The following is a 26,252-nucleotide window of genomic DNA, read 5'->3' on the forward strand; positions in this document are numbered from 1 at the left end:
CGCGTCAGTACTCCTCGGGCCTCGCGGGCCAGCGAGGCGCTGTGGACGGACAGTCCTCGCTGACCCGCAAGGGAAAATCGGGCTTGCGCTTCTCTAGGAACGCCGTCACGCCCTCGGCGGCGTCGGCCGCGGCACCGAGCTCGTACAGCGCGCGGGAGTCGTGGCGGTGCGCCTCCCACGGCGTCGGGGAGCCGAGCATGCCCCACAGCAGCTGCCTGGCCACCGCCACCGACACGGCGGAGGTGTTGTCGGCGATCTCCGCCGCGAGCCTGCGCGCCTCGGTCAGCAGGTCGGCGTCGGGGACGACGCGCGAGACGAGCCCGCCCGCCTTCGCCTCCTCCGCGTCGAACACGCGGCCCGTCGCCACCCACTCCATCGCCTGCGAGATGCCGACGATCCGGGGCAGGAACCACGTCGACGCGGCCTCGGGCACGATGCCGCGGCGGGTGAAGACGAACCCGAAACGCGCGGACTCCGCGGCGATCCGGACGTCCATCGGCAGCGTCATGGTCACCCCGACGCCCACGGCGGGACCGTTGACCGCGGCGATCACCGGTTTGCGGCTCGCGGCGATCCTCAGTGACACGGCACCGCCGGAATCCCGTGGCACGCCGTCGATCTCGCCGAGGAGCTCTCGGACGTCGTGGTCCTTCTTTCCCGCGTTGAACGTGTCCGCGCCCCGGCCGAGGTCGGCCCCGGCGCAGAAGCCGCGGCCCGCGCCGGTGACGAGGACCACGCGCACGCCGTCGTCGGCGTCGATGCGGTCGAAGGCGTCGATCAGCTCCCGCGCCATCGTGATCGTGTAGGCGTTGAGCCGCTCGGGCCGGTTCAAGGTCACGGTAGCGATGCCGTCGGTGACGTCGTAGTCGATCTCGCGGTAGGTCAACGCGGGCTCCCTGGTCAGAGGGCGAGGCGGTCGGCGAGGCGGGCCCGCTGCTCCCCGGGCGCGCCCAGCAGGAGCTCGCTCGTCTTGGCCCGCTTGTAGTACAGGTGCGCGTCGTGCTCCCAGGTGTAGCCGACGCCGCCGTGCAGCTGCACACCCGCCGCGGCGGAGTCGAAGTAGCCGGGCCCGAGCACCACCTGTGCCAGCGCGGCGGCCACGGGCAGCGCTTCGGGGTCGTGGTCGGCGGTCCACGCCGCGTGCCGCACCACCGAGCGCGCCTGTTCCGCGGTGGAGTACAGGTCCGCGCAGGCGTGCTTCACGGCCTGGTAGGAGCCGATTGGCCTGCCGAACTGCACCCGCACCTTCGCGTAGTCCACAGTGGTCTCCAGCACGTGATCGAGCCCGCCGAGCTGCTCGGCGGCGAGCGCGACGGCGGCGCGGTCGCGCACGGCCTCCAGCACCGCGGCGGGATCGGCGACGGCCACGGCCCGCGCGGGCGTGCCCGCGAAGTCGAGGCGGGCGAGCCCCCGCGTGGGGTCGAGGGTGCGCAGGCGCGTCGTGCGCAGCCCGGTGGCCTCGCCGGACACGGCGAACCAGCCCGGCCCCTCGGGTGTGCCCGCGTACACGAGCACCAGATGCGCGGCGTCGCCGGAGACCACGAAGGACGCGTGCCCGTCCAGCGCGAAGACGCCGTTACGGCGCGTCGCGGTGATGCTCTGCGCACTGGAGCCCCAGGTGCCGTCGTCGCCCGCCACCGCGACCGCGGCGACCAGCTCCCCGGTGGCGAGCTGCGGCAGCAGCTCGGCCGACAGCTCCGCGTCGGCCAGTGCCAGCACGGTGTCGACGGCGAGCACGGCCGAGGCGAGGAACGGCACGGGTGCGAGCGCCCTGCCCAGCTCCTCCAGCACCACGGATCTTTCGGTGTGGCCCGCGCCGGATCCGCCGCGGTCCTCCGGGATCACCAGACCGGCCACACCGAGCGCCGCGAGCCGGGTCCACAGTGCACGGTCCCAGCCCTCGTCGCCCTCCATGACCTCGCGCATCCTGCTCGACGGCGCGTGGTCCTCGAGCAGCTCCCGTACGGCCGAGCGCAGCTGTCGCTGTTCGGAGTTCAGCACCAGTTCCATCGAGTCCCCCTCTACGCCTTCGCCTGCGTGCCGACGCGCAGCTCGCGGAACGGGACGTCCCGGTCGACCTGTGGTTCCTTCGGCAGACCGAGCACGCGCTCGCCGATGATGCCGCGCTGGATCTGGTTGGTGCCGCCCGCGATGCTCGACGCGGGCGTGGCGTTGATCGCGAGGGCCAGTTCCTCGGCTGCGGGGTCGCCCTCGTCCCACGCCGCGGCCCGCACGCCCGCGATCAGGCCCGCCACGCGCACGGCCCGCCACAGCAGCTCCGCACCGGCGAGCTTCGCGACCGAACCGCGGGCGCCGGGCGGGGAGCCCGCGTCGGCCTCCTGCCGCAGGCGCGTGTTGAACAGCGACAGCGCCCGCTCCGCGGCGTAGAGCGCGGCCAACTCCGTGCGCACGACCGGGTCCCGCGCACGGCCCAGCCGCCGCGCCAGGTCCGCGAGGTTGGCGTAGGTGAGCGGGTCGTAGCGGCGGCGCACCGAGCCGCCGATCGACACGCGCTCGTGCCCGAGCATCGTCACCGCGGCGAACCAGCCCGCGTCCACCTCGCCGAGCACGGCGCCGGCGGGCAGCCGCACGTTGTCGAAGAACACCTCGTTGAACGGCGCCTGCCCGGTCATGTCCTTCAGTGGCCGCACGGTCACGCCCGGCGCGTGCATGTCCACGATGAACATCGTGATGCCCTTGTGCTTCGGCACGTCCGGGTTGGTGCGCGCCAGGAGGGCGCCGAAGTCGGCGTGCTGCGCCCCGGACGTCCACACCTTCTGCCCGTTGACGACCCAGGTTTCCCCGTCGCGTACGGCGCGGGTCTGCAGGCTCGCGACGTCGGATCCCGCGCCGGGCTCGGAGAAGAGCTGGCACCAGATCTCCTCGCCGCGCAGCAGCGGCCGGACGTAGCGGGCCTTCTGCTCGTGGGTGCCGAGGTCGACGATCGTCGGCCCGCACATGCCCATGCCGATCATGAACACGTCGGTCGGCAGGTCGTAGGCAGCGGCCTCCTCGTCGAACACCTGCTGGTCGGCGGCCGTGCGGCCCTGCCCGCCGTACTCGGCGGGCCACGTCAGGCCCGCGAGCCCGGCGTCGTGCAGCGCGGCCTGGAACCGTTTGGCGGTCGCGATCCGCTCCTCGGCGGACGCGTTCTCGACGGTCTTCGGTACGTTCTCCGCGAGCCAGTCGCGCACCGTGTCCCGGAACGACATGCGTCTCCTCTCAGCGCGCGGTGGTGGCCGCGTACCGTTCCTTGAGCTTGCCCTTGACGAGCTTGCCGGTGGGTGTGCGCGGCAGCTCGTCGACGAAGTCCACGCTGCGCGGCGCCTTGTAGTGCGCGATGCGCTCCCGCACGTAGGCCAGCAGCTCCCCGGCGAGCTCCGGTCCCGGTTCCACTGTGGACGACGGCTGCACGACGGCCTTGACCGCCTCGCCCATCTCCGGATCGGGCACGCCGATCACGGCGACGTCGTCCACGGCGGGATGCAGCGCGAGGACGTTCTCCACCTCCTGCGGGTAGACGTTGACCCCGCCGGAGATGATCATGAACGCTTTGCGGTCGGTGAGGAACAGGTAGCCCTCCTCGTCCAGGTAGCCGACGTCGCCGTTGGTCGCCCACGTCGGATGCGCGGGATGCTGCGCCTCGCGGGTCTTCTCGGGCGCGTTGTGGTAGCTGAACGGCACCTCGTCGCGTTCGAAGTAGACGGTGCCGATCTCGCCGGGAGGAAGCTCGTCGCCGTTGTCGGCGCACACGTGCAGGATGCCGAGCCCGGCCCTGCCGACGGAACCCGGCTTGGCGAGCCACTCCTGCGGGGAGATGAACGTCAGCCCCGCACCCTCGGTGGAGCTGTAGTACTCGTAGAGGATCGGCCCCCACCAGTCCATCATTGCGCGCTTGACCTCCTCCGGGCACGGCGCCGCGGCGTGCACGGCGACCCGGTGGCTCGACAGGTCGTAGCGCGTCCGCACGTCCTCGGGCAGCTTGAGCATGCGCACGAACATCGTGGGCACCCACTGGCTGTGCGTGACGCGGTAGGTCTGGATCGCGCGCAGCGCGGCCTCGGGCTCGAAGCGCTCCATCATCACGAGCGTGCCGCCGACCGCGTGCACGCACGCGCCGAACCGCAGCGGCGCGGCGTGGTAGACGGGCGCGGGTGAGAGGTAGACGATGCCGGAGTCGAACCCGTACATCGCCTCCAGCAGCGGGCGCAGCAGGTCGCCCGGCTCGTCGATCTGCCGTTCCGGCAGCGCGACGCGGATGCCCTTGGGCCGCCCGGTGGTGCCCGACGAGTACAGCATGTCCGCGCCGGCGGGCTGGTCGCCGGGCACGTCGGCCGACGCCGCGGCGAGCACGGCCTCGTAGTCGTCGAAGCCGGGGACCTCGCCGCCGTAGGCGAGCTTGACCGCGACGCCGGGCACGAGGTCCGCGACCTCGCGGGGCAGCTCGCCGAGCGCGGCGGAGACGACGAGCGCCTTCGCGCCGGAGTCCTCGACGATGTAGGCGACCTCGGACGGCGAGAGGTGGTTGTTCACCGCGGCGATATAGCAGCCGGAGCGCACGACGGCCCAGTACACCTCGTAGGCGCGCATCGTGTTGTCGGTGAGCAGCGCGACGGTGTCCCCGGGCCGGAAACCCCTGTCGCGCAAGGCGTTCGCGAGCCGCGCGGAGCGTTCGTCGAGCTCGCGGTAGGTCAGCGTCTCCCCGGATCCCGCCATGATCACGGCGGGGTGGTCGGGCCGTACGGCCGCGTGGGTGCCCGGATACATACGGCTCCTCCTCGAACCGGCGTGTTCCTCTTCGCAGCCTGTCAGCCCCGGACCCGAACAGTCAATGCCGACTGTTTTTCGCGCCCTCGGTGGGTAGGCTGTGCCGATGGCCCGACCCGTGTCCACGACTCCGCGCAGCCGCAAGGAGCGCACCGAGGACAGCCGCGCGCTGATCCTCGACGCCGCCGTGGACTGCCTCGTCGAGCTGGGCTACGCGGGCGCGTCGACACTGGCGATCCAGGCGAAGGCGGGCGTGTCGCGGGGCAGGCTGCTGCACCATTTCCCCTCCCGCGACGGGCTGCTGGTCGCCGCGGCGCAGCACCTCGCGACGGGCAGGCTCGCCAAGACCGAGGAGCGCGTCGCCGAGGCGCTCACCGGTGAGCCCGAGGGCCCCGCGCGCGTCGAGCGGTGCATCGAGCTGCTGTGGGTGACCTTCCACGAGCCGCACTTCTGGGCGGCGATGGAGCTGTGGACGGCGGCGCGCACCAACCCCGCGCTCGCGGAGGCGCTGCGGCCCGCGGAACGGACGCTGCGCGACGCGATCCGCGGCGTGGCCGACCGGCTCTGGGGTCCCGAGGTGTGCGCCCACCCGCGCTACGACGAGCTGCGCGAGCTGCTGTTCACCAGCATGCGCGGTGCCGCGATGCCGTATGCGTTCGAAGAACGCTCCCCCGCCACCGACAAGCACGTCGCGATCTGGAAGTCCGTCGCGCGCACGCTGCTCTTCGGCGACGGCTCCGCTAACAGTCAGGGTTGACTGCGCGCTGGGCGCCGCGCCAGCATGAGGTTCGCCACTCCCGACCATCGCCGAGGTTGCCGATGTCAGAGTCCAGCACCGCCTCGTCCCCAGCCCCCGAGATCCCGCGGTTGCTCGGCCGCGGCATGACGATGGGCGACCAGCTCGCCCGGCACGCGCGCACCATCGGCGACGAGGTCGCCTTCACCTTCGACGGCACCGACCGCACCTACGCCGAGCTGGACGAGCGCGTGAGCAGGCTCGCGGGCGCGCTGCGCGACCGGGGCGTGTCACCCGGCGACCGCGTCGCCGTGCTCGGGCTCAACACGCTCGAGGTGATCGAGACGTTCTTCGCCTCGACCAGGCTCGGCGCCGTGTGCGTGCCCGTGAACTTCCGGCTCGTCGCCGACGAGATCGCCTACGCGCTCGAGGACAGCGGCACCACGGCGATCGTGGTACAGGCTCCGCTCGCGCAGACGATGGCGAAGGCGCGCGAACAGCTCTCCCGCGGCACGGTGTGCCTGACGTTCGGCGGCCCCGCCGAGGCGGCCGGACCCGGCGCCGAGGACTACGAACGCGCACTCGCCGACGCGCCCGCCACCTTCCCCGAACGGCGGGTGGACGAGCACGACGCCGCGTTCATCATGTACACGTCGGGCACCACGGGCAGGCCGAAGGGCGCCGTGCTGACCCACTTCAACCTGCTCATGCACGCGTTCAGCAATATGGCGACGCTGGGCTCGCCGCCGGAGGACCGCGTGTGGCTCGCCGCCGCGCCGCTGTTCCACATCGCGGGGCTCGCGGGCATGCTGCCGTGCCTGCTGCGCGGTGGGCGCACGGTGCTGCTGCCCTCCGGCCAGTTCGACCCGGTGGCGACCGTGGACCTGCTGGAGCGCGAGCGCGTGTCGGCGGTCTTCTTCGTTCCCGCGCAGTGGCAGGCGATCTGCGCGGTTCCCGGCCTCGCCGAGCGCGACCTGTCCGCGCTGCGGCAGGCGTCGTGGGGAGCGGCGCCCGCCTCGACCACACTGCTGCGCACGATGATCGACACGTTCCCCCAGGCGGAGATCACCACGGCGTTCGGGCAGACCGAGTGCAGCCCCGTGACGACACTGCTGCGCGGCGAGGACTCCATCCGCAAGATCGGCTCGGTCGGCACGCCCATGCTCAACGTCGAGGTGCGCGTGGTGGACGACGACATGAACGACGTGCCGCGGGGTGAGGTCGGCGAGATCGTCTACCGCAGCCCGATGGTGATGAAGGAGTACTGGAACAAGCCGAAGGAGACGGCGGAGGCGTTCCGCGGCGGCTGGTTCCACTCCGGCGACCTGGTGCGCCAGGACGCGGACGGCTACTACTTCGTGGTCGACCGCAAGAAGGACATGATCATCTCCGGTGGCGAGAACATCTACTGTGCCGAGGTGGAGAACGTGCTCGCCGCGCACCCGAAGATCGCCGAGGTCGCGCTCATCGGGATGCCGGACGAGAAGTGGGGCGAGACCCCGCTCGCCGTCCTCGCACCCCGCGAGCCCGGCGACCCGCCGACGGCGGCCGACCTGGACGACTGGTGCGCCGACCGGCTCGCGCGGTACAAGCGGCCCCGCCGCATCGCGGTCGTGCCCGCACTGCCCCGCAACCCCAGCGGCAAGGTGCTCAAGACGCAGCTGCGCGCCGACCGCGCCGCGGGCAAGCTCGCCGTGGAGGCCGGTTGAGCACCCCTCCCTACGCGCTCGATCGGTTTCTGACGCTGACGCCGGCCGGTGACGGCTGGGCGGTGGACGTGCCGCCGGCGTGGACACCGGCGGGCGCCGCGCACGGCGGTGTCCTGTTCGGCATGGCCGTCACCGCGATGGGACGCCGTGCACTGCATCGGGATCTGCTCACCGCGACCGCTCACTTCCTGCGCCCCACCCTGCCCGGTGCCGCCCGGGTGACCGCCCAGGTGGTGCGCTCCGGCAGGGCACACGCGACCATGCAGGCGACGCTGAGCCAGGACGGCAAGGAGACCGTGCGCGTGCTCGCCGTGTTCGGCACGCTCCCGCCGGGTCCGCCGGACACCGAGCTGAAGCCGCCGATCCTGCCGCCGCCGAGGGAATGCGTGCAGATCCACGGCGCACCGTCGGAGGACGGACGTGCCGACTACCCGTCGACGCTCGACGTGCGGATCCATCCCGACGTCGGGTGGCCGCACGGCAGGCCGAGCGGCCGCGCCGAGGTGACCGGGTGGGCGCGGATGTCCGACGACCGGCCCCACGACGACGCGTCGCTGGCGCTGCTCGCCGACGGGTTCCCGCCCGCGATCTTCGACGCATTGCCGATGGCCCACGTGCCGACGCTGGAGCTGACCGTGCACGTGCGCGCCAAGCCGTCCAGCTCATGGCTCGCCGGGCGGTTCACCACGCGCGTGGTCAACGAGCCGTACCTGGAGGAGGACGGCCTGTTGTGGGACGAGAGCGGGACGCTCGTCGTGATGTCCCGCCAGCTCGCCCTCGCCGACCGGGAATCGCCGCGGCGACTGTGAGATGCGGCGGAAACCGGGTGGGGTGGCGGCGGGAAGCTGTCAGACTGGCGACGTGCTGTGGCTCGAGCTCGAAGGCGCCGTCAACATCCGCGACGTCGGGGGCATCCCCACCGAGGACGGCGGCACGACCGCCCGCAACCGGCTGCTCCGCGCGGACAACCTCCAGGACCTGTCGCGCAGCGACCTCGACTACCTCGTGGACACGATCGGCCTGAGCACCGTGGTCGACCTGCGCACCGCGTCGGAGATCGAGTCGGAGGGCCCCGCGCCACTGACCAAGTACGCGCACGTGGCGCACGTCCACCACTCGCTGCTGCCCGAGCAGTCGTGGGGCGACAACTCCCCGGACGCGCTGCTCACGCGCAGGCAGGAGGACGAGGCCCGCTACGCGGGTGACCGCACGTGTTCGCACTATCTCGGCTACGTCGAGAAGCGCCCGGACAGCATCGTCGGCGCGCTGCGCGCGATCCTGCGCTCCGAGGGTCCGGCTCTCGTGCACTGCGCGGCGGGCAAGGACCGCACCGGCGTGGTGACGGCGTTCGCGCTCAGCGTGGCCGGTGCGCGGAGGGACGCCATCGTCGCCGACTACGCCGCGACCGCCGAGCGGATCGAGGCGATCGTGCGGCGGCTCACCGCCTCCGAGACCTACGCCGAGGACGTCCTGCGCGTGTCCCTCGACCGGCATACCCCGAAGCCGGAGTCGATGGCCGAGTTCCTCGAGCAGGTCGACGTCCGTTACGGCGGAGTCACCGAGGTGCTCGCCGCCAACGGCTTCACCACCGAGGAGACGAGCGCCCTCCGCACGAAACTCCGCAGCTGACCCGCGAGTCGTGCACTCCAGACCGCGAGTCGTGCACTCCAGACCGCGAGTCGTGCACTCCGGACCGCGAGTCGTGCGTTCCGGGGCGGCGCCTACCGACCCGTGACGCTCAGCGAGCCGAGGCTGGTGAAGTCCGCCGTGACCTCCTGGCCACGTTCCACGAACACCGCGTCGGTCAGTCCGCCGGTCAGCACGATCCAACCCGGTTCCAGTGCGACGCCCCTCCGGCCGAGCGCGTTGGCCGCGAGCGCCAGCGCCTCGGCGGGGTGGCCCTGCACGGCCGCGCCCGTCGCCGACGCCACCACCTTCCCGTCGACCCCGAGCAGGCACGCTTCCAGCCCGAGGTCGAGCGCGGACGGCGCAAGCCCCTTGGCGCCGACCACGAACCGCGCCGACGACGCGTTGTCCGCAACGACGTCCGGCAGCGCGAAGCTGAAATCCCGGTAGCGGCTGTCGATCACCTCGAACCCGGCGTGCACGCTGCGCACCGCCGCGAGCGCGGTCGCGGCCGTCACGCCGGGACCCCGCAGCCGCTCGCCCAGCACGAAAACGATCTCGGGCTCCACCCGTGGATGGATCAGCTCGCCGAGCGGCACCGGCTCGCCCGCGGGCAGCACCATCGCGTCCGTGAGCCAGGCCGTGAGCGGCGAGTCGATGCCCATGCGTTCCTGCTTCGCGCGCGACGTCAGGCCGAGTTTCACGCCGACGACGTTCTCCCCCGCGCCGACCTTGCGCCGCACCAGCGCGTCCTGCACCTCGTACGCCGTCGCCAGGTCGAGTTCGGGCCATTCAGTGGTGATCCGGCCGCCGTCGCGGCGCGCCGTCTCACGGTCGAGGAGTTCCGTCACGGCCCGGTCGATGCTCCACTCGGTCATGTCCGCACCCTAGCCCGGCGGGCCAGCAGCCGGGTCGTGTGCTCGCCGGGAGTCTCGGTGACGACCTCGAAGCCGGGTGGGAGCCGTCTGCCCAGTTCGCCGTGGGGGACTCTGAACGGGCGGTCCGGTTCGCCGGGTTCGAGCACGAGTGCCTCCCAGGCGAGCAGGCCACCGTCGGCGACGGCGTGACACGCCGCTTCGAACGCCGCCGCGTCCCAGTAACGCGTGGCCATGACGAGTGCGTACCGGGCCGGGTCGGCGGCGAGGTAGGCGGGAACGTCCGCCTCGACGGTCCGGATCGAGTCCTGAAGGCGCCGGTCGACGGCCTCGTCGCGAAGTTGCGCGAGCGCGACGTCCGAGATGTCGACGGCCGTCACCGTCCTGCCCGCGGCGGCGAGCGCGAGTGCGTTCCCCGAGCGGCCGCAGGCGAGTTCGAGGACGGGGCCTTCGGGGATGCCGGCGTCCAGGGCCCCGGCGAGCAGGGGGTTCGGCGTGAAGTCGGGCGTGCTGGAGGCGTAGCGGTCGTTCCAGCGGTCGCGGTCCTCGTTCACAGCTTCTGCGCGAACTCGACGATGTTGCCGTCCGGGTCGGCGACATGGAGCGTCCGTTCACGCCAGGGACGGTCCACCGGGCCGGTCAGGATGTTCGCTCCCGCGGCGCGGAGACGGGCCGCTTCGGCGTCCACGTTCTCGACGATGAAGCCGATCTCTCCGCAGGGTGCCCGGCCGGCTTCCCGGTTGATCAGCTCGGGTAGCTTCGAGCGTTCGAAGAGCGAGAACTTGGTGTTCTCCAGGGAGAACTCGACGTAGCCGTCGCCTTCCTTGCGGACGTCCAGTCCGATGACGTCGCGGTAGAAGGCGGTGGAACGGCTGAGTGACTCCACGTACCAGATCACGTAGTCGATGCGGCGCATGTCGATACGGTAGCCCTTCGCGAGGGAGCGAGGAGTGCCAAGCACACCTCCGGCGCGCCGTGGGAAACTGCCGCTCCACGGCCCACTCGCGCCCAGATCGTCGCGCTTGAACCACAACGCCCTAGACTGGAAGCCTTGCGGTACAAGGCAATCGCCATGCTTGCCGACCAGCGCGATGACGTGGCCGAGGAGCTGGCGCTGGAATTGGCGATCACCGTCCACAAGGCACAGTGGGTGGTCGATCTCGCGGCCATGCGGCGTGGGGACATCGACTCGGTGAGGGCCGGCGCCTGCGGCTGGAGGGCAGGAAGCCCGGGCGGCTGCGTCGAGCGCCTGGACGCGCGGTGCACCGGGTCGACCCCGATGGTGCCGCGGCCTGGGCTCAGGCCCGTCGGCAGGAGCGCATGGTGGAGTTGCTTCCCGGCGACGACGGCATGTCCACCTGGAGCGCGACACCGGCGTACTGGCGATCACCACACCCGCGGGGATGCGGTACGCCAGTACGCCGGGCGGCCGGGAATCGCTGCGGATCAGTCCCAGTAGACGACCGGGTCCATCAGCTCGACGCCGTTCTTCCACTGTTCCGGCTGGAGCGTGAACATCAAAGCCTCGTTCGCGCAGTCCGTGGCCGGGCTCTTGTAGAAGCGCCACGCCTGATCGTCGCGGTTGTACACCGAGCCCGCAGGGAACTCGGTGGCACCGCAGATCCCACCCCACGACGGGTCCGGGTAGGCGTGGAACCGGCCGCCGAAGTAGCGGGACTCCCAGAAGCAGACGTGACCGGGTGGGCACTGCTGTTGGATTCGGGCCTTCGTGGCGGCGTCGAGCCCGTGTGGTGACGACGGCGCCGGTTGTGCCGCCGACGAGACCGGGGCGGTCAGGATCATGGTTGCTCCGGCGACAGCGGCCAGAGTGGACAGTGCTTTCCGCAACGAAACCTCCCCCAAGGTTCGAACGATGAGGGGCTCTTTCGCTTGGCATTCCCCAGTTGAGCCCCCGCTGATCACGACCGTCCCAGAGCGAGCGGATCGCTGTCAACCCGGGTCAGCTGAACAGGCCCGACCAGTACGACCAGAAGCGCTGCACGATGAGGATCACGATGAGCAGACACCAGAACAGCAGCGGCGCCAGATGCCGCCGGGCGAGCGTGGGACCGCCGGGGAGATGACCGGCCACGACGTTGTGGACCGTGGTGTACCAGAAGATCGGGATGGTCACCGCCCACACGACCATGCAGTAAGGACACAGCGCGCCGATGCTGTAGAGACTCTGGACGATCAACCAGTGCACGAAGCCGACGCCGAACAGGGTGCCCGCCTGGAACGCCAGCCAGAACCAGCGCGGCAGACGGGCGCCGGCGAGGACGGCGACGCCGACGGTGGCGACGACGGGGAAGGCGGCGAGGCCGATCAGCGGGTTGGGGAAACCGAAAGCGGCGGCCTGCTCGCTCTGCATCACGGAGCCGCAGGAGAGGGTGGCGTCGATGGAGCACGACGGCTGGTAGAAGGGGTCCTCCAGCAGCGCCATCTTCTCGATGGTGAGTACCAGCGCCGCGACGGTGCCGATGATGCCGCCGATGACGAGCACCCAGGCGACGATCGTGCGCAGGCGCGGTGGCACGCCGGTGTCGACGAGCGGTTCCGTCGCCGGTGCGGACATGCCGGAATCTCCCTCGCGTCGCAGGTCAACGTCCTTCCGCCTTCGAAGGTACGCAGTCGCGGCGCGTGGTGCCGAAGCAGGGCCGGGGTCTTACGCGGACCTCACGGACGGGAGGTCGTCGCGAGCCCATTCGGCGAGCCTGGGCTCGACGGCGGCGTAGAACTCGGGGTCGAGCCCCATTCCCGTGTGCGAGCTGTGGACCTCGACGCCCTCGGCGTCGGGGTCCTCGCAGAGCCGCCACGGCGCGATGGAGTCGTTGCGCGAGTACACGGACACGGCGGGTACGTCCGGCGGCAGGTGCTGGGCGAGCGCGGCCGAGTTGGTGCGGTAACACGTCCCGGTGAAACAGTCGGCGGTCAGCAGGCCGGGTACCCCCAGCATGGACAGGCGGGCGAGCCGCCTCGCCACGCGCACGATGCGCGGATGCGCGCCGAGCGGGTCGCGCACGGGGCTGCCGAGCATCACGAGGCCGCGCACGAGGTCGGGTCTGCGGACGGCGGCCAGTCTCCCGAGCCAGCCGCCGCGGCTCTGGCCGAGCACCACGACACGCCCGCCGGTGGCCTCGGCGTGCTGCTCGAGCCTGCGCTCGATGCGGTCGCGCAGCGTGGTGGCGCAGCCGATGTTCATGCCGATGCGCGCGCCGAGGGGCCGGTAGCCGCGGGCCCGGAGCCACCGGCCGGTGAGCGACAGGCTGTGGTCGCCGAAACCGAACCCGGGGATGAGCAGCACTCCCCGGCCCCGGCCCTGCGCCGGGTCCTTCGGCTGCCAGACCGGGTGCCGGAGCAGGCGCGGGATCATCGCGAGCATCACGAGAACCACCTGCTCACGCTTCGCCATCCGGAACGGCGGGCGTCGGCTCCACATGCGGATCGGGTACCCATTCGATCACCGGCCACACGGGGTGACGTGATCGAGCACTCGTTGATCGGCCTCACCACGACGCGTTATGTTCGAGATCCTTACAGACGATGGCCGTCTAGGAAGTCGGTGAGCCATGACAGCGGACCCCAACGATCCCGGAGTGCCCGGGGTCAGCGTCCTCGGCACGGCGCAGCGTGCCGCCTGGCTCGACCGGACGCTGCCGCCGGTCGAACGGCTCCCCGGCGGGCTGTGGTCCGTGCCGGTGCCCATTCCGGACAACCCGCTGCGGTACACGCTCTGCTACCTGGTGCCCGGCGACGACGGCATCGTGGTGGTGGACCCCGGCTGGAACACGCGCGAGGGCTGGGACACGCTGCTCGCCGGGCTGGCCGAGGCCGGGGCGACGACGGCCGACGTCACGGGCGTCGTGGCGACCCACGTGCACCCCGACCACCACGGGCTCTCCGGCCGCCTGCGCGAGGAGTCGGGCGCGTGGGTCGCGATGCACCCCGCCGAGCGCGACACGCTGCCGCAACGCATCGCCGTGGCGGCGAGCCGGAACTCGCTGCCGACAGCGGGAGGCTGGCTGCGCCTGTCCGGAGCGGGCGAGGACGAGATCGCGGAGCTCGTGAGCCCGTTCGACGAGTCGGCCACCACGGACGATCGCGCCGCGATGGCGGAGCCGGACGTGCTACTGGAGGACGGCGACCTGGTGCCGATGGCGGGGCGCAGGCTGCGCGCCGTCTGGACGCCGGGGCATACGCCCGGGCACCTGTGCCTGCAGGAACCCGACGCGCGGCTGCTGCTGACGGGCGACCACGTGCTGCCCCGGATCACGCCGAACATCGGGCTGTACCCGAACTCGGCAGGCTCCCCGCTCGGCCGGTTCTTGGAGTCGCTGCGGAAGATCGAGGGCTACGACGACCACGACGCGCTGCCCGCGCACGAGTACCGCTTCCGCGGGCTCGCGGCGCGGACGCGGCTGCTGCGGGAGCACCACGAGGAACGCTGCCGCGAGGTGGTCGCCGTCGTCGCGGGGCTGGGCGAGCCCACGGTGTGGGAGGTCGCGCGCCACCTCACGTGGTCGCGGCCGTGGGAACAGATCGGCCACATGCGTTTCGGCGCGCTCGCGGAGACGGGCGCCCACATCGACCACCTCGTGCGCCGCGGCGAGCTCGCCTGGCGGCACGGGGAGAACGGCAAGCCGATCCGCGTCAGGAGCACCACGTGACCGATCTCGACCCCCGCACCCCCGTCCTCGTCGGCGTGGGACAGTCCTCCGAGCGCATCGGGGAGCCCGGCTACCGAGGGCTGTCGGCGGTGGAACTGGCCGCCGAGGCCGCCCGCGAGGCGCTGGCCGACACGGGCGCCGAGCCCGCCGCGATCGCCGGGGCCATCGACACCGTGGCCGGCATCCGGCAGTTCGAGATCTCCACGCCGGGTGCGTTCGCGCCGCTGGGCCGGTCGGACAACTACCCGCGCTCGGTGGCCAACCGCCTCGGCGCGTCGCCGGCGAGGGCGGTCCTGGACGTCGTGGGCGGGCAGGGCCCGCAACACCTGGTGACCGAGCTGGCCGAGACGATCGCGAACGGCGGCGCGGAGGTGGCGCTGGCGTTCGGGTCCGAGGCGATCTCCACCGTGGCCCACCTGCTGGCCTCGGAGGACAAACCGGACTTCACCGAGCACGTCGAGGGCAGCCTCGAGGACCGGGGGCTGGGGCTGCGCGGACTGGCGACGCGGCAGCAGGTGCTGCACGAGCTGATCGACCCGCCCAACCAGTACTCGCTGTTCGAGAACGCGCGCAGGGCACGGCTCGGGCTGTCGCGTGTGGACTACGCGGCTGTGATGGGCGAGCTGTTCGCGCCGTTCAGCAAGATCGCCGCGACGAACCCGCACGCGGCGGCGCCCGTGGAGCGGACCGCGGCCGAGCTGGTGACGCCGTCGGAGTCGAACCGGCCCATCACCGACCCGTACCCCCGCTACGTCGTCGCGCGCGAGAAGGTGAACCAGGGCGCCGCCGTGCTGGTGATGTCGGTGGCCGCCGCGCGCAGGCTCGGGATCCCGCGCGAGAAGCAGGTCTTCCTGCACGGGCACGCGGACCTGCGCGAGCGGGACCTGTTGCGGCGCGAGGACCTCAGCACCGCACCCGCGGCCGTGCTGGCGGTGCGGCACGCACTGGAGGTCGCGGGCATCGGCGTCGACGACCTCGCGGTCATGGATCTCTACAGCTGCTTCCCGATCGCGGTGTTCGCCGTGTGCGACGGGCTCGGCCTCGCCACCGACGACGCGCGCGGGCTCACGCTCACGGGCGGGCTGCCGTTCTTCGGCGGCGCGGGCAACAACTACTCGATGCACGCCATCGCCGAGCTGGTGCAGCGGCTGCGGGAGCAGCCGGGCGCCTACGGGCTCGTCGGGGCCAACGGCGGGCTGCTCAGCAAGTACTCGGCCGGGGTTTACTCCACGGCGCCGACCGGGTGGCGGGCGAGCCGCGACGCCGAGCTGCAGGCCGGGATCGACGCGGGGCCCGCGCCCAGGGACGTGGTGCACGCCGACGGGTGGGCGACGATCGAGACCTACACCGTGAAGTACGGGCGCGACGGTTCCCGCACGGGCGTGGTGATCGGCCGGCTCGAATCCGGTGAGCGGTTCCTTGCCAACACCGAGCGCGGCGACGACGAGATGCTCGACGTGCTGACCACGGGCGAGCCCATCGGCACGAAGGTGTTCGCGCGCTCGTTCGGTTTCGGCAACCGCGTCACCACGAGCGAGGCGCGGATGGCGGAGCTGTTCCCGCCGAAACCCGCCGTGCTGCGCGACACCTACGAGCACGTGCTGGTGCGCCGCGACGGGCACGTGCTGGAGGTGACGATCAACCGGCCGCAGGCGCGCAACAGCCTGCACCCGGAGGCCAACGCCGAGCTGGACGAGATCTTCGACGCCTACTTCGCCGACGACGAGCTGTGGGTGGCGATCCTCACCGGCGCGGGCGAGAAGGCGTTCAGCGCGGGCAACGACCTCGCCCACACCGCGTCCGGGAAGTCGTTGTGGGTGCCCAAGAACGGCTTCGCGGGGCTCACGTCGCGGCGAGAGCTGCCGAAGCCGGTGATCGCGGCGGTGAACGGCTACGCGCTCGGCGGCGGGCTGGAGATCGCGCTCGCCTGTCACCTGGTGGTGGCCGACGCGACGGCGCAGTTCGGGCTCACCGAGGTGCGGGTGGGGCTCGCCGCCGCGGCGGGCGGGCTGGTGCGGCTGCCGAGGGCGATCCCGAAGGCCGTGGCGACGGAGCTGATCCTCACCGGCAGGCGGATGGGCGCCGACGAGGCCCGCTCGTACGGGCTGGTCAACCGCGTGGTGGAGGCCGGCACGGCACTGGAGGGCGCGCGAGCGCTCGCCGCCGAGATCCTGGAGGCCTCGCCGGTGTCGGTCCGCGCGTCGCTGCGCATGATGGCCGAGACCGAGGGCATCGCTGACACAATCGAGGCCGTGAACCACCCATCGGCAGCGCTCGACGACCTGCTCGTCAGCGAGGACACCATCGAGGGCGTCACCGCCTTCGCCCAGAAACGCCCGCCCCGGTGGCGGAACCGATGACCGCGTCCGCCTCCCCGCACACCGGGCGCCCCCGGGACCCGGAGGTGGACCGGCGCATCGCGCTCGCCGCGGTGGAGCTGTTCGGTGAGGCGGGCTGGGCCGGGTTCAGCGTGGAGTCGGTCGCGCGGCTGGCCGGCGTCGGCAAGGCGTCGATCTACCTGCGCTGGCAGACGAAGGAACAGCTGCTGCTCGACGCACTCGCCGCGCATGTCGCCAACGTCGCCGACGCCGACACCGGCACGCTGCGGGGCGACCTGGTGGATCTGGCGAGGCAGCTGCTGAGGCTCTACGTGGGCACGAGCCGCAAGGCGGCGCTGCGCATGAGTGTGGAAGCGCCGACGATCCCCGGCCTCGCGCAGCGCTGCGAGGACCTGCGCAAGGCGCAGATCAAGGCCGCACGCGCGATGGTCAAACGCGGCATCGCCAGGGGCGAACTGCCCGAGGACACGTCGGTGACGCTGTTGCTCGACACGCTGTGCGGCGGTGTCGTCATGCACATCATGTCGACGCCCGCGCACCTGCAGTCCACGTTGCCGGGCCAGATCGACACCTACGCCGACCAGCTCGTCGACTTCCTGCTGCGCCCGCCGCTCACGGCTCCCGGACGCTGAAGCGGCGGCTGCTCGGCACCAGCGCCGCCGCGGCGGGCGCGAGGAAACACACGAGCGCGCACGCGCCGAGCACCGCCGGGGCGCCGAAGGCGTCGAGCGCGGGCGCGATCAGCGCGAGGCCCACGGGCGCGAGGCCGTAGGAGAGCAGGAAGTCCAGTGACGAGACACGGGCGAGCTTGTCGGGCGCGACCTCGCGCTGCGTGGCCGTGAACCACGGGACGTTGAAGAGCTCGATCCCCACACCGGCGAGCACGTAGGCGGCCACGACCACGGCGGGGTGCACGGGCAGCAGCAGGCTCAGCGGGGCGAAGCCATAGCAGGCGAGGCCGGCGAGCGCGACCCAGCCCTGCGCGCGGGGACGCCAGCGAGCGACGATCAGCGCGCCCGCGAGCGCACCGGCCGTGTAGGCGGTGAGTGCGGCGGCGAGCACGGCCTCGGTGTCGTAACGGTCGCGGCTGACCAGCGGTAGCAGCACCCCGGTCGCCGAGTAGCCGGTGGCGATCACGGCTGTGAGCGCGCCCAGTCCGGCGAGCAGCCACGGATGCCTGCGTGCCTCGCGCACGCCGTCGGCGAACTCGGTGACGAACCGTGCACGCGTACGGGCGGGCGAAGGGGCGTGCGTGGTGGTCCACGGCGGCACGACCGCGGCGAGCAGCCACAGCACACCGGTGGCGAGCATCAGGGCGCCGGTGTCGACCACCGTGGCGGCCAGCGCGGTGAGCGCGGGGGCGACGAGCGTGGTGACGCGCACGGCGAACGTCTGCGCGGCGTTGGCCTGCTGGCGGCGCGGCTCGTCCACCACCTCGGCGGTGAGCGCCTGGAACGCCGGCCTGCACGCGCCCTGGCCCGCGCCGACCACGGCGGCGGCGACGGCCATGAGGGCCAGTGAGCGGCCGAGCCCCAGTGCGATCAACGGGGAGCCCACGGTCGCGGCCAGCCCCGACCACCACACGACCTTGCGGCGGGAGTGGCGGTCGGCGAGCACGCCGCCGACCGGGACCGCGACGAGGAAACCCGCCGTGCGCGTGGCCAGCACCAGTCCGAGCCCGGCCGCGCTGAGCGAACGGTCGAGCACCGCGAGCCCGAGGACGAACGGCAACGCCCAGGTCGCGAGCCCGGACGCGGTGGTGCCCGACCAGAGTCGCAGGAACGACGTGTCGCGCAGGACGGATCGGCTCGGGGCGCCGGCTGTCTGTGTCACGGGGCGGTAACTCCTCCGGGGTCTCGCTCATTCTGGCACGCACAGGCTAGACGAAAATGGTTTTCATTTGTAGTATCGGCTGCCGCCGGGTGACGACCATCCGGGAAACGTCCACTGTGGAGGGTCGTGTGACCGTGACGGAGGCGGCGCCCGAGGTCGCGCCGCCGGACAGCCCCCGCGCGCGAGGCCTGCTCACCGTGGTGGCGCTCGTGCTCGTGCTGGTGACGTCGGTGATCGCCGGCATCTCGCTCGGCCCCGCCGTGGTCCCCCTGCCCGACACGCTGCGCTACCTTGGGGCCGCGCTCACGGGCGGCACGATCGGGCCGGGCGACGTGACGGGCTACTCGATCATCTGGCAGGTCCGCACACCGAGGGTGCTGCTCGCGGTGGTGGTCGGCGCCGGGCTGAGCGTCATCGGCGTCGCCGTGCAGGCGATGGTGCGCAACGCGCTCGCCGATCCGTTCATCCTCGGGGTTTCGTCGGGGGCGTCGGTGGGTGCGAGCGCGGTCGTGTCGTTCGGGCTGTTCGCTGGCCTCGGGATCTACGCGCTGTCGGCGGCCGCGTTCCTCGGCGCGCTCGCGGCGTCCGTTCTGGTGTACGTCGCCGCGCACGGCAGGGCGGGGCTCACCCCGCTGCGGCTCGTGCTCACCGGCGTGGCGCTGGCCCATGGGTTCCAGGCGCTGATGAGCGTGATCGTGTTCTTCGCGCCGTTCGGCGAGGCCGCGCGCTCGGTGCTGTTCTGGCTGCTCGGCAGCCTCGGCGGGGCGGCGTGGGGCTCGCTGCCCATCGCCGCGGTGACCGTCGCCGTGGCGATCGTGGTGTTGCTGCGGCAGTCCAGCGCGCTGGACGTGCTGGCGATGGGCGACGAGTCCGCGGCGAGCCTCGGGGTCGACGCCGCCGCCGTGCGCCGCAGGCTGTTCCTGCTCACCGCTGTGGTGACGGGCGCGCTGGTCGCGGTCAGCGGCGCGGTCGGCTTCGTCGGGCTCGTCATGCCGCATCTGGTGCGCATCCTGGTCGGTGCGAGCCACCGCAGGGTCCTGGTGATCGCCCCGCTCGCCGGTGCGATCTTCCTGGTGTGGGTGGATCTCGCCTCCCGCACCCTGTTCGCGCCGCGCGAGCTGCCGCTGGGCGTGATCACGGCGCTCATCGGCGTGCCGGTGTTCGTGACGCTGCTGCGCCGCCGCGGTTATCTCTTCGGAGGCCGCTGAGATGGAGCTGACCCTCGACGCGGTCTCGGTGGAGATCGCGGGCACCCGGCTGATCGACGAGCTGAGCCTCAAGGCAGGCGACGGCGAGGTGGTGGGACTCGTCGGCCCGAACGGCAGCGGCAAGTCCACCGCGCTGCGCTGCGTCTACCGCGCACTGCGGCCGAGCTCGGGTGCCGTGCTCGTGGACGGCACCGACCTCGCCACACTGTCCATTCGCGACAGTGCGCGCTCGGTCGCGGCGCTCACCCAGGACAGCACCGCCGACCTGGACTTCACCGTCGCCGAGGTGGTGGCGCTCGGCCGGTTCCCGCACCAGCGCGGCAACCCGGTGCTGAGCGAGCGCGAACGGGAACTGTGTGCCGAGGCGATGCGGCGCACCGGCGTCACCCATCTCGCGCGGCGCGGAGTGCTCTCACTGTCCGGCGGGGAACGCCAGCGCGTGCTCATCGCCCGCGCTCTGGTGCAGGAGCCCCGGCTGCTCGTACTCGACGAGCCCACCAACCACCTCGACGTGCGGCACCAGGTGGAGCTGCTCGCGTTCCTGCGCGACTGCGGGCTCACCGTGCTCGTCGCGCTGCACGACCTGAACCTCGCCGCGTCGACCTGCGACCGGCTCGCCGTGCTGCACAACGGAAAGCTCGTCGAGACCGGGCCACCGGCCGACGTGCTGACGCCCGAGCTGGTCCAGCGCGTGTTCGGCGTGACGCCCACCGTGGTGCGTCATCCGGGCACCGGCGTTCCCCAGCTGCTCTACACCCTCTGAGTCCCCGACAAGGAAGGCCCGTCCCCGTGAACCGGCTCCCCACCGCGTTACCCGCGCTGCTCGCCGTCTGCCTGCTCGTCACCGCGTGCGGCGCCGACGTCGCCCCGCAGGCACAGCAGGGCCCGAAGCCCGTGACCATCGAGAACTGCGGCGAGCGGATCACCTATCCGCGGCCGGAGCGCGCGGTCGCCTACGACATGAGCAGCACCGAGAAGATGTTCGCGCTCGGGCTGGCCGACCGCATGCGCGGCATCGTCATGCCCAGCACCGCCGACCCCGCCGTCGAACGATCCCCGTACCTCGAGGACTACCGGTCGGTGGAGACGCTCTCCACCGACGTGCTGAGCTTCGAGACGGTGGTCGCCGCCGAGGCCGACTGGGTGCTGGCGGGCTGGAACTCCGGGTTCAGCGAGGAGCGGGGCATCACGCCCGCCCGGCTCGACGAGGTCGGCATCCGCAGCTACCAGCACACGGAGAGCTGCTTCAACTACGGCGACCGGCCCGTGAAGGTACCCCCGCTGGAGGCGCTCTACACGGATCTGCGCCAGATCGGGCAGATCTTCGGCGTCTCCGGCAAGGCGGAGCGGCTCGTCGCCGACCTCCAAGCTCGGGCGTCCACTTTGGAGGAGAACCGGCCGCAGGGCGAGCCCGCGCGGGTGTTCATCTACGACTCCGGCACCGACCAGCCCTTCACCTCCGGAGGGCAGGGCGCTCCCGACGTGATCGTCTCGCTCGCCGGCGGGCGCAACATCTTCGGCGATCTCGCCGAACGCTGGACCACGGTCGGGTGGGAACCGGTGGTCGAGGCGCAGCCCGAGGTGATCGCCGTGGTCGACTACGGCGACCAGCCGGTGCAGGAGAAGATCGCCTTCCTCAAGTCGTTCCCGCCGCTCGCCGACTCCCCCGCCGTGCGGAACGACCGCTTCCACGTCCTCGACTACGGCGAGGCCGTGAGCGGTCCCCGCAACCTCGACGCCGCCGAGAAGCTGGCCACATACCTCCGTTCCCTCGGCCGCTGACCCATCAAGAGGAGCCCTGTCTTGGACACGATCGACCGGCTGCCGCCGCCGCTGCCCGCCGAGCAGATCATCGCGCTGAACCAGCCGAAGGCCGACCTGCACACCCTCCGGTCCTACGAGTGGAACGGGTGGACGTTCGACGTGCCGCCAGGCGTGTTCCTGCCTGGGGCCACGAGCCGCATGATCCACGAGCGGGTCCTCGACGGGCGCATCGAGGTGCGCGGCCGCCGCTACGCCGCGATGGGAACGGGCCTCGGGGTGGAGGCCGTCGCCGCGGCGGCTCGCGGCGCGCGGTCGGTCCACGCCTTCGACGTCCACGCCGAGAGCGTCGCCACCACCGAGCGGCACTACCGGCGCCTCGCCGGGAGCCCGGAGGGCACGACGTTCACCGGCGTGGTGGCCGACGTGTTCGACGGCTTCGACGGCGGTCCGTTCGACGTGGTGACGTTCAACCCGCCCGCGGTGAGCCGGACCGTGAGCGACGACCCGGACGTGGTGCGCAACGTGTGTGTCGGCGCGAGCCTGCTCGAACGGTTCTTCCGCCAGCTCGCCGAGCGTGACCTGCTGGCGCCGGGCGGCGAGGTGTACGTGATCGCGTCCAACACCGCCGACCTGCGCGGCATCGCAGGGCACGCCGTCGCCAACGGCTTCACCGTCGAGGTCGCGCACCGGCACGACTGGCAGGACGGTGTGCTCACCTACCTGTTCCGGCTCACGCGGGGAGGCGGGGCATGAGCGTGGCCGAGCTGACGGCGGGCGTGCTGGCGGGCGAGACCGGCACCGCGCGGACCGCGCCCTCGGACCTGGTGGCCACGAGCGTGTTCTGGCTGCACCACGGCACGCGGCTGGCCGGAGGGCACACGACGTACCTCAACCAGTACGTGCTCGTGCGGGCCGGTGACGTGTTCGGTGCGTGCGCGTTCGAGCGGGGCGAGCTGGACCCTTCGGTGTGCGCCGAGCTGTCGGGCAGCACAATCGACGTCCTGTTGCGAGAGGGCCCGCCCGCCGTGCGGATCGCCGCGCTCGACGCCTACCTCGCCCACGACCGTCCACATCGGACCGATGAACGGGCCGAGCCGGTGCCGCTTCCGGCGGGAACCCCGGAGGTGCGCGCGGTAGCCAGGGACGCCGCGATCGCCGGGCTGCTCGACGTCTCCCCCGGCGCGAAGGTCGCACTCATCGGCGTGGTGAACCCGCTCGTCGCGGCGATCAGGGAACGCGGCGCGGAATGCCTGCCGTGCGACCTCAACCTCCGGGCGACGCAGTGGGGCGACCCCGTGGCCCGCGACATGGCCGACGTGCTCGGCGCGGCCGACGCCGTGGTGGCGACCGGGATGACGCTGAGCAACGGCACGTTCGACCACATCGTCGCCCACTGCCGCGAACGCGGCGTCCCGCTGGTCGTCTACGCGCAGACCGGCAGCGCGGTCGCCAGGGCGTTCCTCGGCGCAGGGGTGGCCGCGCTGTCGGCGGAACCGTTCCCGTTCTCGCAGTTCAGCGCCGAGCCCACGACGCTGTACCGTTACCGCGCGAAAGGAGCCGTATGACGGTGGGCAGTGTCGGCCGCGGTCACGCGCCGGGCCACCACGGCGAGATCCTGCAGGGCGTGTTCCTCGACGCGGCGGGCCGCCCCTGCCCCGGGCTCGTGACGCTGCCCATGTCGGGGCCCGGCACGCGCGCCGAGTTCACCCGGGCGCCGGGAGACAGGGTCACCGTGGAGCCGCGGGAGCGCACGAAGGCCGCGCGGGCCGCGACGCTCGCCGTCGCCGAGTGCGCGCGGCGGACCGGGCAGCCGCCCGGCGGGGGCGGGCTGCGCCTGCGCAGCGACCTCCCGGTCGGGCTCGGCATGGGCTCCTCCACCAGTGACGTGCTCGCCGCGGTGCGCGCCGTCGCCGCGAGTTACGACGTGACGCTGCCCGCCGCGGACCTCGCGCGGCTGGCCGTGCGCGCCGAGCAGGCGTGCGATCCGCTCATGCTCGACGGCAGGCCCCTGCTGTTCGCGCAGCGGGAGGGGCGGGTGCTGGAGGACCTGGGCGCCGCGCTGCCGCCCACGGTCGTCGTCGGCTGCCTCACCAGCGACGGAGCGCCCGTCGACACGCTCACACTGCCCCGCGCCGAGCACGACGTGCGCGCGTTCGAATGGCTGCGCGGGCTGCTGCGCCGTGCGATCGCCGAATCCGACGTGGCACTGCTGGGCCGGGTGAGCACGCAGAGCGCGCGGTACAACCAGCGCGTGCTCGCCAAGCCCGAGTTCGGGGTGCTGGAGCACATCGCCGAGCACACCGGCGCGGCGGGCGTCCAGGTGGCCCACAGCGGCAACGTCGCGGGCCTGCTGTTCGACGCGACCGCCCCCGGGCTCGCCCGCAGGCTGCGCCGGTGCGTGCGGGCGTTGCGCCGCAACGACATCACCGTCACCCGCATCTTCGGCACCCGGAACGGAGGGCGTGCATGGACGACCACATCGCCGACGCCATCGGCAGGCCGGACCTGGTGCGAGCCGGCGACGGTCTCGTCTGCCTTCGCTTCGAGACGATGAAGGTGGTCTCCGCGCTGGCCGCCGTCGAGCACCTGCTCGGCACGGGCGTGGTCCGGCGCGGGGACACGCTGCTCGACAGCTCCAGCGGCATCTACGCCTACGCACTCGCGCTGGCCTGCCACCGGCACGGGCTGCGCTGCCACATCGTCGGTTCGACGACGGTCGACGAGACACTGCGGGTGCAGCTCGCCGTGCTCGGCGCCCGGCTGGAGCAGATGCCGCCCTCGGCGGACCTCAAGCTCGACCAGAGCCGCCGCGTGCGCCGGGTCCGCGAGATCCTGCGGGACAACCCCGGCTACCACTGGATGCGGCAGTACCACGACGACGTCCACTACCTCGGCTACCGCGAGGTGGCGCACCGCATCGCGGGCGAGGTCGACGGCCCGGTGACGGTCGTGGGCGGGGTCGGCTCGGGCGCGTCGAGCGGTGCGCTCGCGACGTACCTGCGGGACCGCCTGCCGAGCGTGGAGCTGGCCGGGGTGCAGCCCTTCGGCAGCGTCACCTTCGGCAGCGAGCACGTCGCCGATCCGGAGATCATCATCGCCGGAATCGGCAGCTCGATCCCGTTCGGCAACGTCCGCCACCGGCTCTACGACACGATCCACTGGATCGGCTTCGAGGCCGCGCTCGCGGGCAGCGTGCACCTGCTGCGCGAGCACGCCGTATTCGCCGGGCTCTCGACCGGTGCCGCCTATCTCGCGGCCCGGTGGGAGCGGCGGCTGCGTCCGGATCGGACGGTGGTGTTCGTCGCCGCCGACACCGGTCACCGCTACGTCGGCACGGTCTTCGCGCGGCACGCCGAGGCCCGCCCGGTGGCAGGGCTCGCGCCGCACGCGGTGACCGCGCGGGACGAGCTGGCGCTGCCGTGGTCACGCATGGCCTGGAACCGCGCGTCGTTCCCGTGACCTGCGCGTACGCGGACGGGCACGGACCGCTACCGTGGAGGGGTGCGCGTGCTGGTCACGGAGGACGACGAGAACCTCAGGGTGGCCGTCGAGGCGTCGCTGCGCGGCGCCGGCTTCGCCGTCGACGCCGCCACCGATCTTCCCGAGGCGGACGAGGCGCTGGCCGTCAACGCCTACGACGGTGCCGTGTTCGACCGGATGCTGCCCTCGGGTGACGCGCTGGGGTACGTCGAACACCGCCGCCGCGCCGGCTGGTCCGTGCCCGTGCTGTTCCTGACCGCGCGGGACACGGTGACCGACCGGATCGCCGGGCTCCAGTGGGGTGACGACTACCTCGTGAAGCCGTTCGCCGTGGCCGAGCTCGTCGCACGGGTGCGAAGCCTGTGCCGCCGCGGCGCGACGCTGCCTGCGCCCGTGCTGCGATCCGGGGACCTCGAGCTCGACACGGGGCGGCACGAGGCGCGCCGCGCCGGCACGCTGCTGAACCTCACCACCAAGGAGTTCCTGGTGCTGGAACGGCTGGTGGCCAACGGCGGGCCGGTGCCGAGGGCGGAGCTGATCGCCGCGGCCTGGGACGAACTGGTGCCCCCCGCGTCGAACGTGCTGGACGTGCTCATCGCGCAGCTGCGCCGCAAGCTCGGACCGCCGCCGGTGCTGCACACCGTGCGCGGTGTCGGCTACGTGCTCAGGTGAGTGCCCCGACCGCAGTGAAGGCCACCATCACTGCATCTAACGCAGGCAAGGTGGCCCTCACTGCGGATGGCTGGGCACTCAGGAGGCGGCGCGGGCCGCGCGGGCCTGGGCCGGGAACACCGGCCGGTGCGACGGCGCGGTGAGGTCGAAGTCGGCGCGCACCGTGTGGCCCGTGCCGCCGTCGAGGCCGCTCACCGCCGCGAGGGCGCGGACCAGCTCGATTCCGCAGCGTTGCTCGGGTGTGCGCGCCGGAACCAGCATGGCGGGGTGGTCGAGCTCGACGCGCAGGCGGCGGTCCGGCGCGTGGGACAGGCGCAGCCGCACGGGGCGGGAGGGGTCCGCCAGTGCCAGTGTGGCCAGTTCGTTGACCAGGAGCTGGGCGTCGGTCACGAGCTTGTCGTCGTACCGGGAGAGCATGGCCCGCACGCGATGCCGCAACGCCGGAAGATCACGTACGCGGGCCTCCTGCCAGCCGGTGTCGTCCACCGTCGGCCCCACCGCTTCTGACACTGTCAACCACCATCCGCTGTTTGCTCAACGTAGGAGAAGACGGGATACCCCGTTCGGTTGATCGGC

The 26,252-nt window shown here is 72.3% G+C and carries 27 protein-coding genes; 15 read left to right on the forward strand and 12 right to left on the reverse strand.

Annotation, left to right across the window (positions count from 1 at the left end):
- Positions 1-4: 4 nt before the first annotated feature.
- Genes BA062_RS19895 through BA062_RS19910 form a run of 4 tightly spaced genes read right to left on the reverse strand, consistent with a single transcriptional unit; the run spans position 5 to position 4,767 of the window.
- Positions 5-886 (reverse strand): crotonase/enoyl-CoA hydratase family protein, encoded by an 882-nt coding sequence (locus BA062_RS19895; protein WP_110338869.1) that lies wholly within the window; start codon positions 884-886, stop codon positions 5-7.
- Between the two features lie 14 nt (positions 887-900).
- Entirely contained in the window at positions 901-2,010 is a 1,110-nt protein-coding gene (locus BA062_RS19900) for an acyl-CoA dehydrogenase family protein (RefSeq protein ID WP_110338871.1), read from the reverse strand.
- An 11-nt stretch (positions 2,011-2,021) separates the two neighbouring features.
- Positions 2,022-3,212 carry an acyl-CoA dehydrogenase family protein gene (locus BA062_RS19905; RefSeq protein WP_110338873.1) on the reverse strand — a complete coding sequence of 397 codons (1,191 nt, stop codon included), beginning with the start codon at positions 3,210-3,212 and terminating at the stop codon, positions 2,022-2,024.
- 10 nt (positions 3,213-3,222) lie between these two features.
- Positions 3,223-4,767: an acyl-CoA synthetase gene (locus BA062_RS19910; protein ID WP_110338874.1), complete on the reverse strand. Its 1,545-nt coding sequence runs from the start codon at positions 4,765-4,767 to the stop codon at positions 3,223-3,225.
- A gap of 106 nt (positions 4,768-4,873) precedes the next feature.
- On the opposite strand from BA062_RS19910, the gene BA062_RS19915 reads away from it, so the two are divergent.
- The 4 genes from BA062_RS19915 to BA062_RS19930 all read left to right on the forward strand — a co-directional run bounded on the left by BA062_RS19915 (position 4,874) and on the right by BA062_RS19930 (position 8,841).
- The gene (locus BA062_RS19915; RefSeq protein ID WP_110338876.1) at positions 4,874-5,524 is read left to right on the forward strand and encodes a TetR/AcrR family transcriptional regulator; all 651 of its coding nucleotides are present in this window, start codon (positions 4,874-4,876) and stop codon (positions 5,522-5,524) included.
- A gap of 125 nt (positions 5,525-5,649) precedes the next feature.
- Entirely contained in the window at positions 5,650-7,212 is a 1,563-nt protein-coding gene (locus BA062_RS19920) for a long-chain-fatty-acid--CoA ligase (RefSeq protein ID WP_110339096.1), read from the forward strand.
- Positions 7,209-8,021, forward strand: coding sequence for a thioesterase family protein (locus BA062_RS19925; RefSeq protein ID WP_110338878.1), 813 nt, complete (start codon positions 7,209-7,211; stop codon positions 8,019-8,021). Before BA062_RS19920 ends, BA062_RS19925 begins: the two co-directional genes overlap by 4 nt.
- A 52-nt stretch (positions 8,022-8,073) precedes the next feature.
- Positions 8,074-8,841 carry a tyrosine-protein phosphatase gene (locus BA062_RS19930; RefSeq protein ID WP_110338880.1) on the forward strand — a complete coding sequence of 256 codons (768 nt, stop codon included), beginning with the start codon at positions 8,074-8,076 and terminating at the stop codon, positions 8,839-8,841.
- Positions 8,842-8,933: 92 nt separating this feature from the next.
- Here the strand turns inward: BA062_RS19930 and BA062_RS19935 are convergent, their stop codons facing one another.
- From BA062_RS19935 to BA062_RS19960, 6 genes are all read right to left on the reverse strand, one after another.
- On the reverse strand, positions 8,934-9,716 hold the full coding sequence (locus tag BA062_RS19935) for a 2-keto-4-pentenoate hydratase (RefSeq protein ID WP_110338882.1): 783 nt from the start codon (positions 9,714-9,716) through the stop codon (positions 8,934-8,936).
- Entirely contained in the window at positions 9,713-10,267 is a 555-nt protein-coding gene (locus BA062_RS19940; RefSeq protein WP_110338884.1) for a class I SAM-dependent methyltransferase, read from the reverse strand. The genes BA062_RS19935 and BA062_RS19940 overlap by 4 nt, the downstream gene beginning before the upstream one ends.
- Positions 10,264-10,851 (reverse strand): VOC family protein, encoded by a 588-nt coding sequence (locus BA062_RS40240; RefSeq protein ID WP_210406931.1) that lies wholly within the window; start codon positions 10,849-10,851, stop codon positions 10,264-10,266. Before BA062_RS40240 ends, BA062_RS19940 begins: the two co-directional genes overlap by 4 nt.
- A 308-nt stretch (positions 10,852-11,159) precedes the next feature.
- Entirely contained in the window at positions 11,160-11,516 is a 357-nt protein-coding gene (locus BA062_RS19950; protein WP_110338888.1) for a peptidase inhibitor family I36 protein, read from the reverse strand.
- A 157-nt stretch (positions 11,517-11,673) separates the two neighbouring features.
- The gene (locus BA062_RS19955) at positions 11,674-12,288 is read right to left on the reverse strand and encodes a vitamin K epoxide reductase family protein (RefSeq protein WP_110338890.1); all 615 of its coding nucleotides are present in this window, start codon (positions 12,286-12,288) and stop codon (positions 11,674-11,676) included.
- A 90-nt stretch (positions 12,289-12,378) separates the two neighbouring features.
- Positions 12,379-13,086, reverse strand: a complete 708-nt coding sequence (locus tag BA062_RS19960) for an alpha/beta hydrolase (protein WP_110339098.1) — start codon at positions 13,084-13,086, stop codon at positions 12,379-12,381.
- 196 nt (positions 13,087-13,282) lie between these two features.
- Here BA062_RS19960 and BA062_RS19965 point away from each other — a divergent pair, with 196 nt between their 5' ends.
- Genes BA062_RS19965 through BA062_RS19975 form a run of 3 tightly spaced genes read left to right on the forward strand, consistent with a single transcriptional unit; the run spans position 13,283 to position 17,351 of the window.
- The gene (locus BA062_RS19965; protein ID WP_110338892.1) at positions 13,283-14,380 is read left to right on the forward strand and encodes an MBL fold metallo-hydrolase; all 1,098 of its coding nucleotides are present in this window, start codon (positions 13,283-13,285) and stop codon (positions 14,378-14,380) included.
- Positions 14,377-16,740, forward strand: a complete 2,364-nt coding sequence (locus BA062_RS19970) for an acetyl-CoA acetyltransferase (protein ID WP_110338894.1) — start codon at positions 14,377-14,379, stop codon at positions 16,738-16,740. Before BA062_RS19965 ends, BA062_RS19970 begins: the two co-directional genes overlap by 4 nt.
- Positions 16,737-17,351: a TetR/AcrR family transcriptional regulator gene (locus BA062_RS19975; protein WP_110338896.1), complete on the forward strand. Its 615-nt coding sequence runs from the start codon at positions 16,737-16,739 to the stop codon at positions 17,349-17,351. The genes BA062_RS19970 and BA062_RS19975 overlap by 4 nt, the downstream gene beginning before the upstream one ends.
- Here the strand turns inward: BA062_RS19975 and BA062_RS19980 are convergent.
- Positions 17,332-18,552 carry an MFS transporter gene (locus BA062_RS19980; protein ID WP_110338897.1) on the reverse strand — a complete coding sequence of 407 codons (1,221 nt, stop codon included), beginning with the start codon at positions 18,550-18,552 and terminating at the stop codon, positions 17,332-17,334. The two genes, BA062_RS19975 and BA062_RS19980, sit on opposite strands and share 20 nt — an antisense overlap.
- Before the next feature lie 128 nt (positions 18,553-18,680).
- Here BA062_RS19980 and BA062_RS19985 point away from each other — a divergent pair, with 128 nt between their 5' ends.
- The 8 genes from BA062_RS19985 to BA062_RS20020 are packed head-to-tail and all read left to right on the forward strand — an operon-like array spanning position 18,681 to position 25,676.
- Complete coding sequence (locus BA062_RS19985) at positions 18,681-19,760, forward strand: FecCD family ABC transporter permease (protein ID WP_425452935.1); 1,080 nt, start codon at positions 18,681-18,683, stop codon at positions 19,758-19,760.
- A 1-nt stretch (position 19,761) separates the two neighbouring features.
- Positions 19,762-20,523 (forward strand): ABC transporter ATP-binding protein, encoded by a 762-nt coding sequence (locus tag BA062_RS19990; RefSeq protein ID WP_110338901.1) that lies wholly within the window; start codon positions 19,762-19,764, stop codon positions 20,521-20,523.
- A 26-nt stretch (positions 20,524-20,549) separates the two neighbouring features.
- On the forward strand, positions 20,550-21,542 hold the full coding sequence (locus BA062_RS19995; protein ID WP_168214028.1) for an ABC transporter substrate-binding protein: 993 nt from the start codon (positions 20,550-20,552) through the stop codon (positions 21,540-21,542).
- A 21-nt stretch (positions 21,543-21,563) separates the two neighbouring features.
- Positions 21,564-22,277: a methyltransferase gene (locus tag BA062_RS20000; protein WP_210406932.1), complete on the forward strand. Its 714-nt coding sequence runs from the start codon at positions 21,564-21,566 to the stop codon at positions 22,275-22,277.
- Positions 22,274-23,089, forward strand: coding sequence for a Rossmann-like domain-containing protein (locus BA062_RS20005; protein WP_110338905.1), 816 nt, complete (start codon positions 22,274-22,276; stop codon positions 23,087-23,089). Before BA062_RS20000 ends, BA062_RS20005 begins: the two co-directional genes overlap by 4 nt.
- The gene (locus BA062_RS20010; protein WP_110338907.1) at positions 23,086-24,078 is read left to right on the forward strand and encodes a GHMP family kinase ATP-binding protein; all 993 of its coding nucleotides are present in this window, start codon (positions 23,086-23,088) and stop codon (positions 24,076-24,078) included. Before BA062_RS20005 ends, BA062_RS20010 begins: the two co-directional genes overlap by 4 nt.
- Positions 23,991-24,983, forward strand: a complete 993-nt coding sequence (locus BA062_RS20015; protein WP_110338909.1) for a pyridoxal-phosphate dependent enzyme — start codon at positions 23,991-23,993, stop codon at positions 24,981-24,983. Before BA062_RS20010 ends, BA062_RS20015 begins: the two co-directional genes overlap by 88 nt.
- Positions 24,984-25,025: 42 nt before the next feature.
- Positions 25,026-25,676 carry a response regulator transcription factor gene (locus BA062_RS20020; RefSeq protein ID WP_110338911.1) on the forward strand — a complete coding sequence of 217 codons (651 nt, stop codon included), beginning with the start codon at positions 25,026-25,028 and terminating at the stop codon, positions 25,674-25,676.
- Positions 25,677-25,754: 78 nt separating this feature from the next.
- Here the strand turns inward: BA062_RS20020 and BA062_RS20025 are convergent, their stop codons facing one another.
- Positions 25,755-26,186, reverse strand: coding sequence for an ATP-binding protein (locus BA062_RS20025; RefSeq protein ID WP_146240052.1), 432 nt, complete (start codon positions 26,184-26,186; stop codon positions 25,755-25,757).
- Between the last annotated feature and the right edge of the window lie 66 nt (positions 26,187-26,252).

Source organism: Prauserella flavalba (genome assembly GCF_003202235.1).
Lineage (GTDB): Bacteria > Actinomycetota > Actinomycetes > Mycobacteriales > Pseudonocardiaceae > Prauserella_A > Prauserella_A flavalba.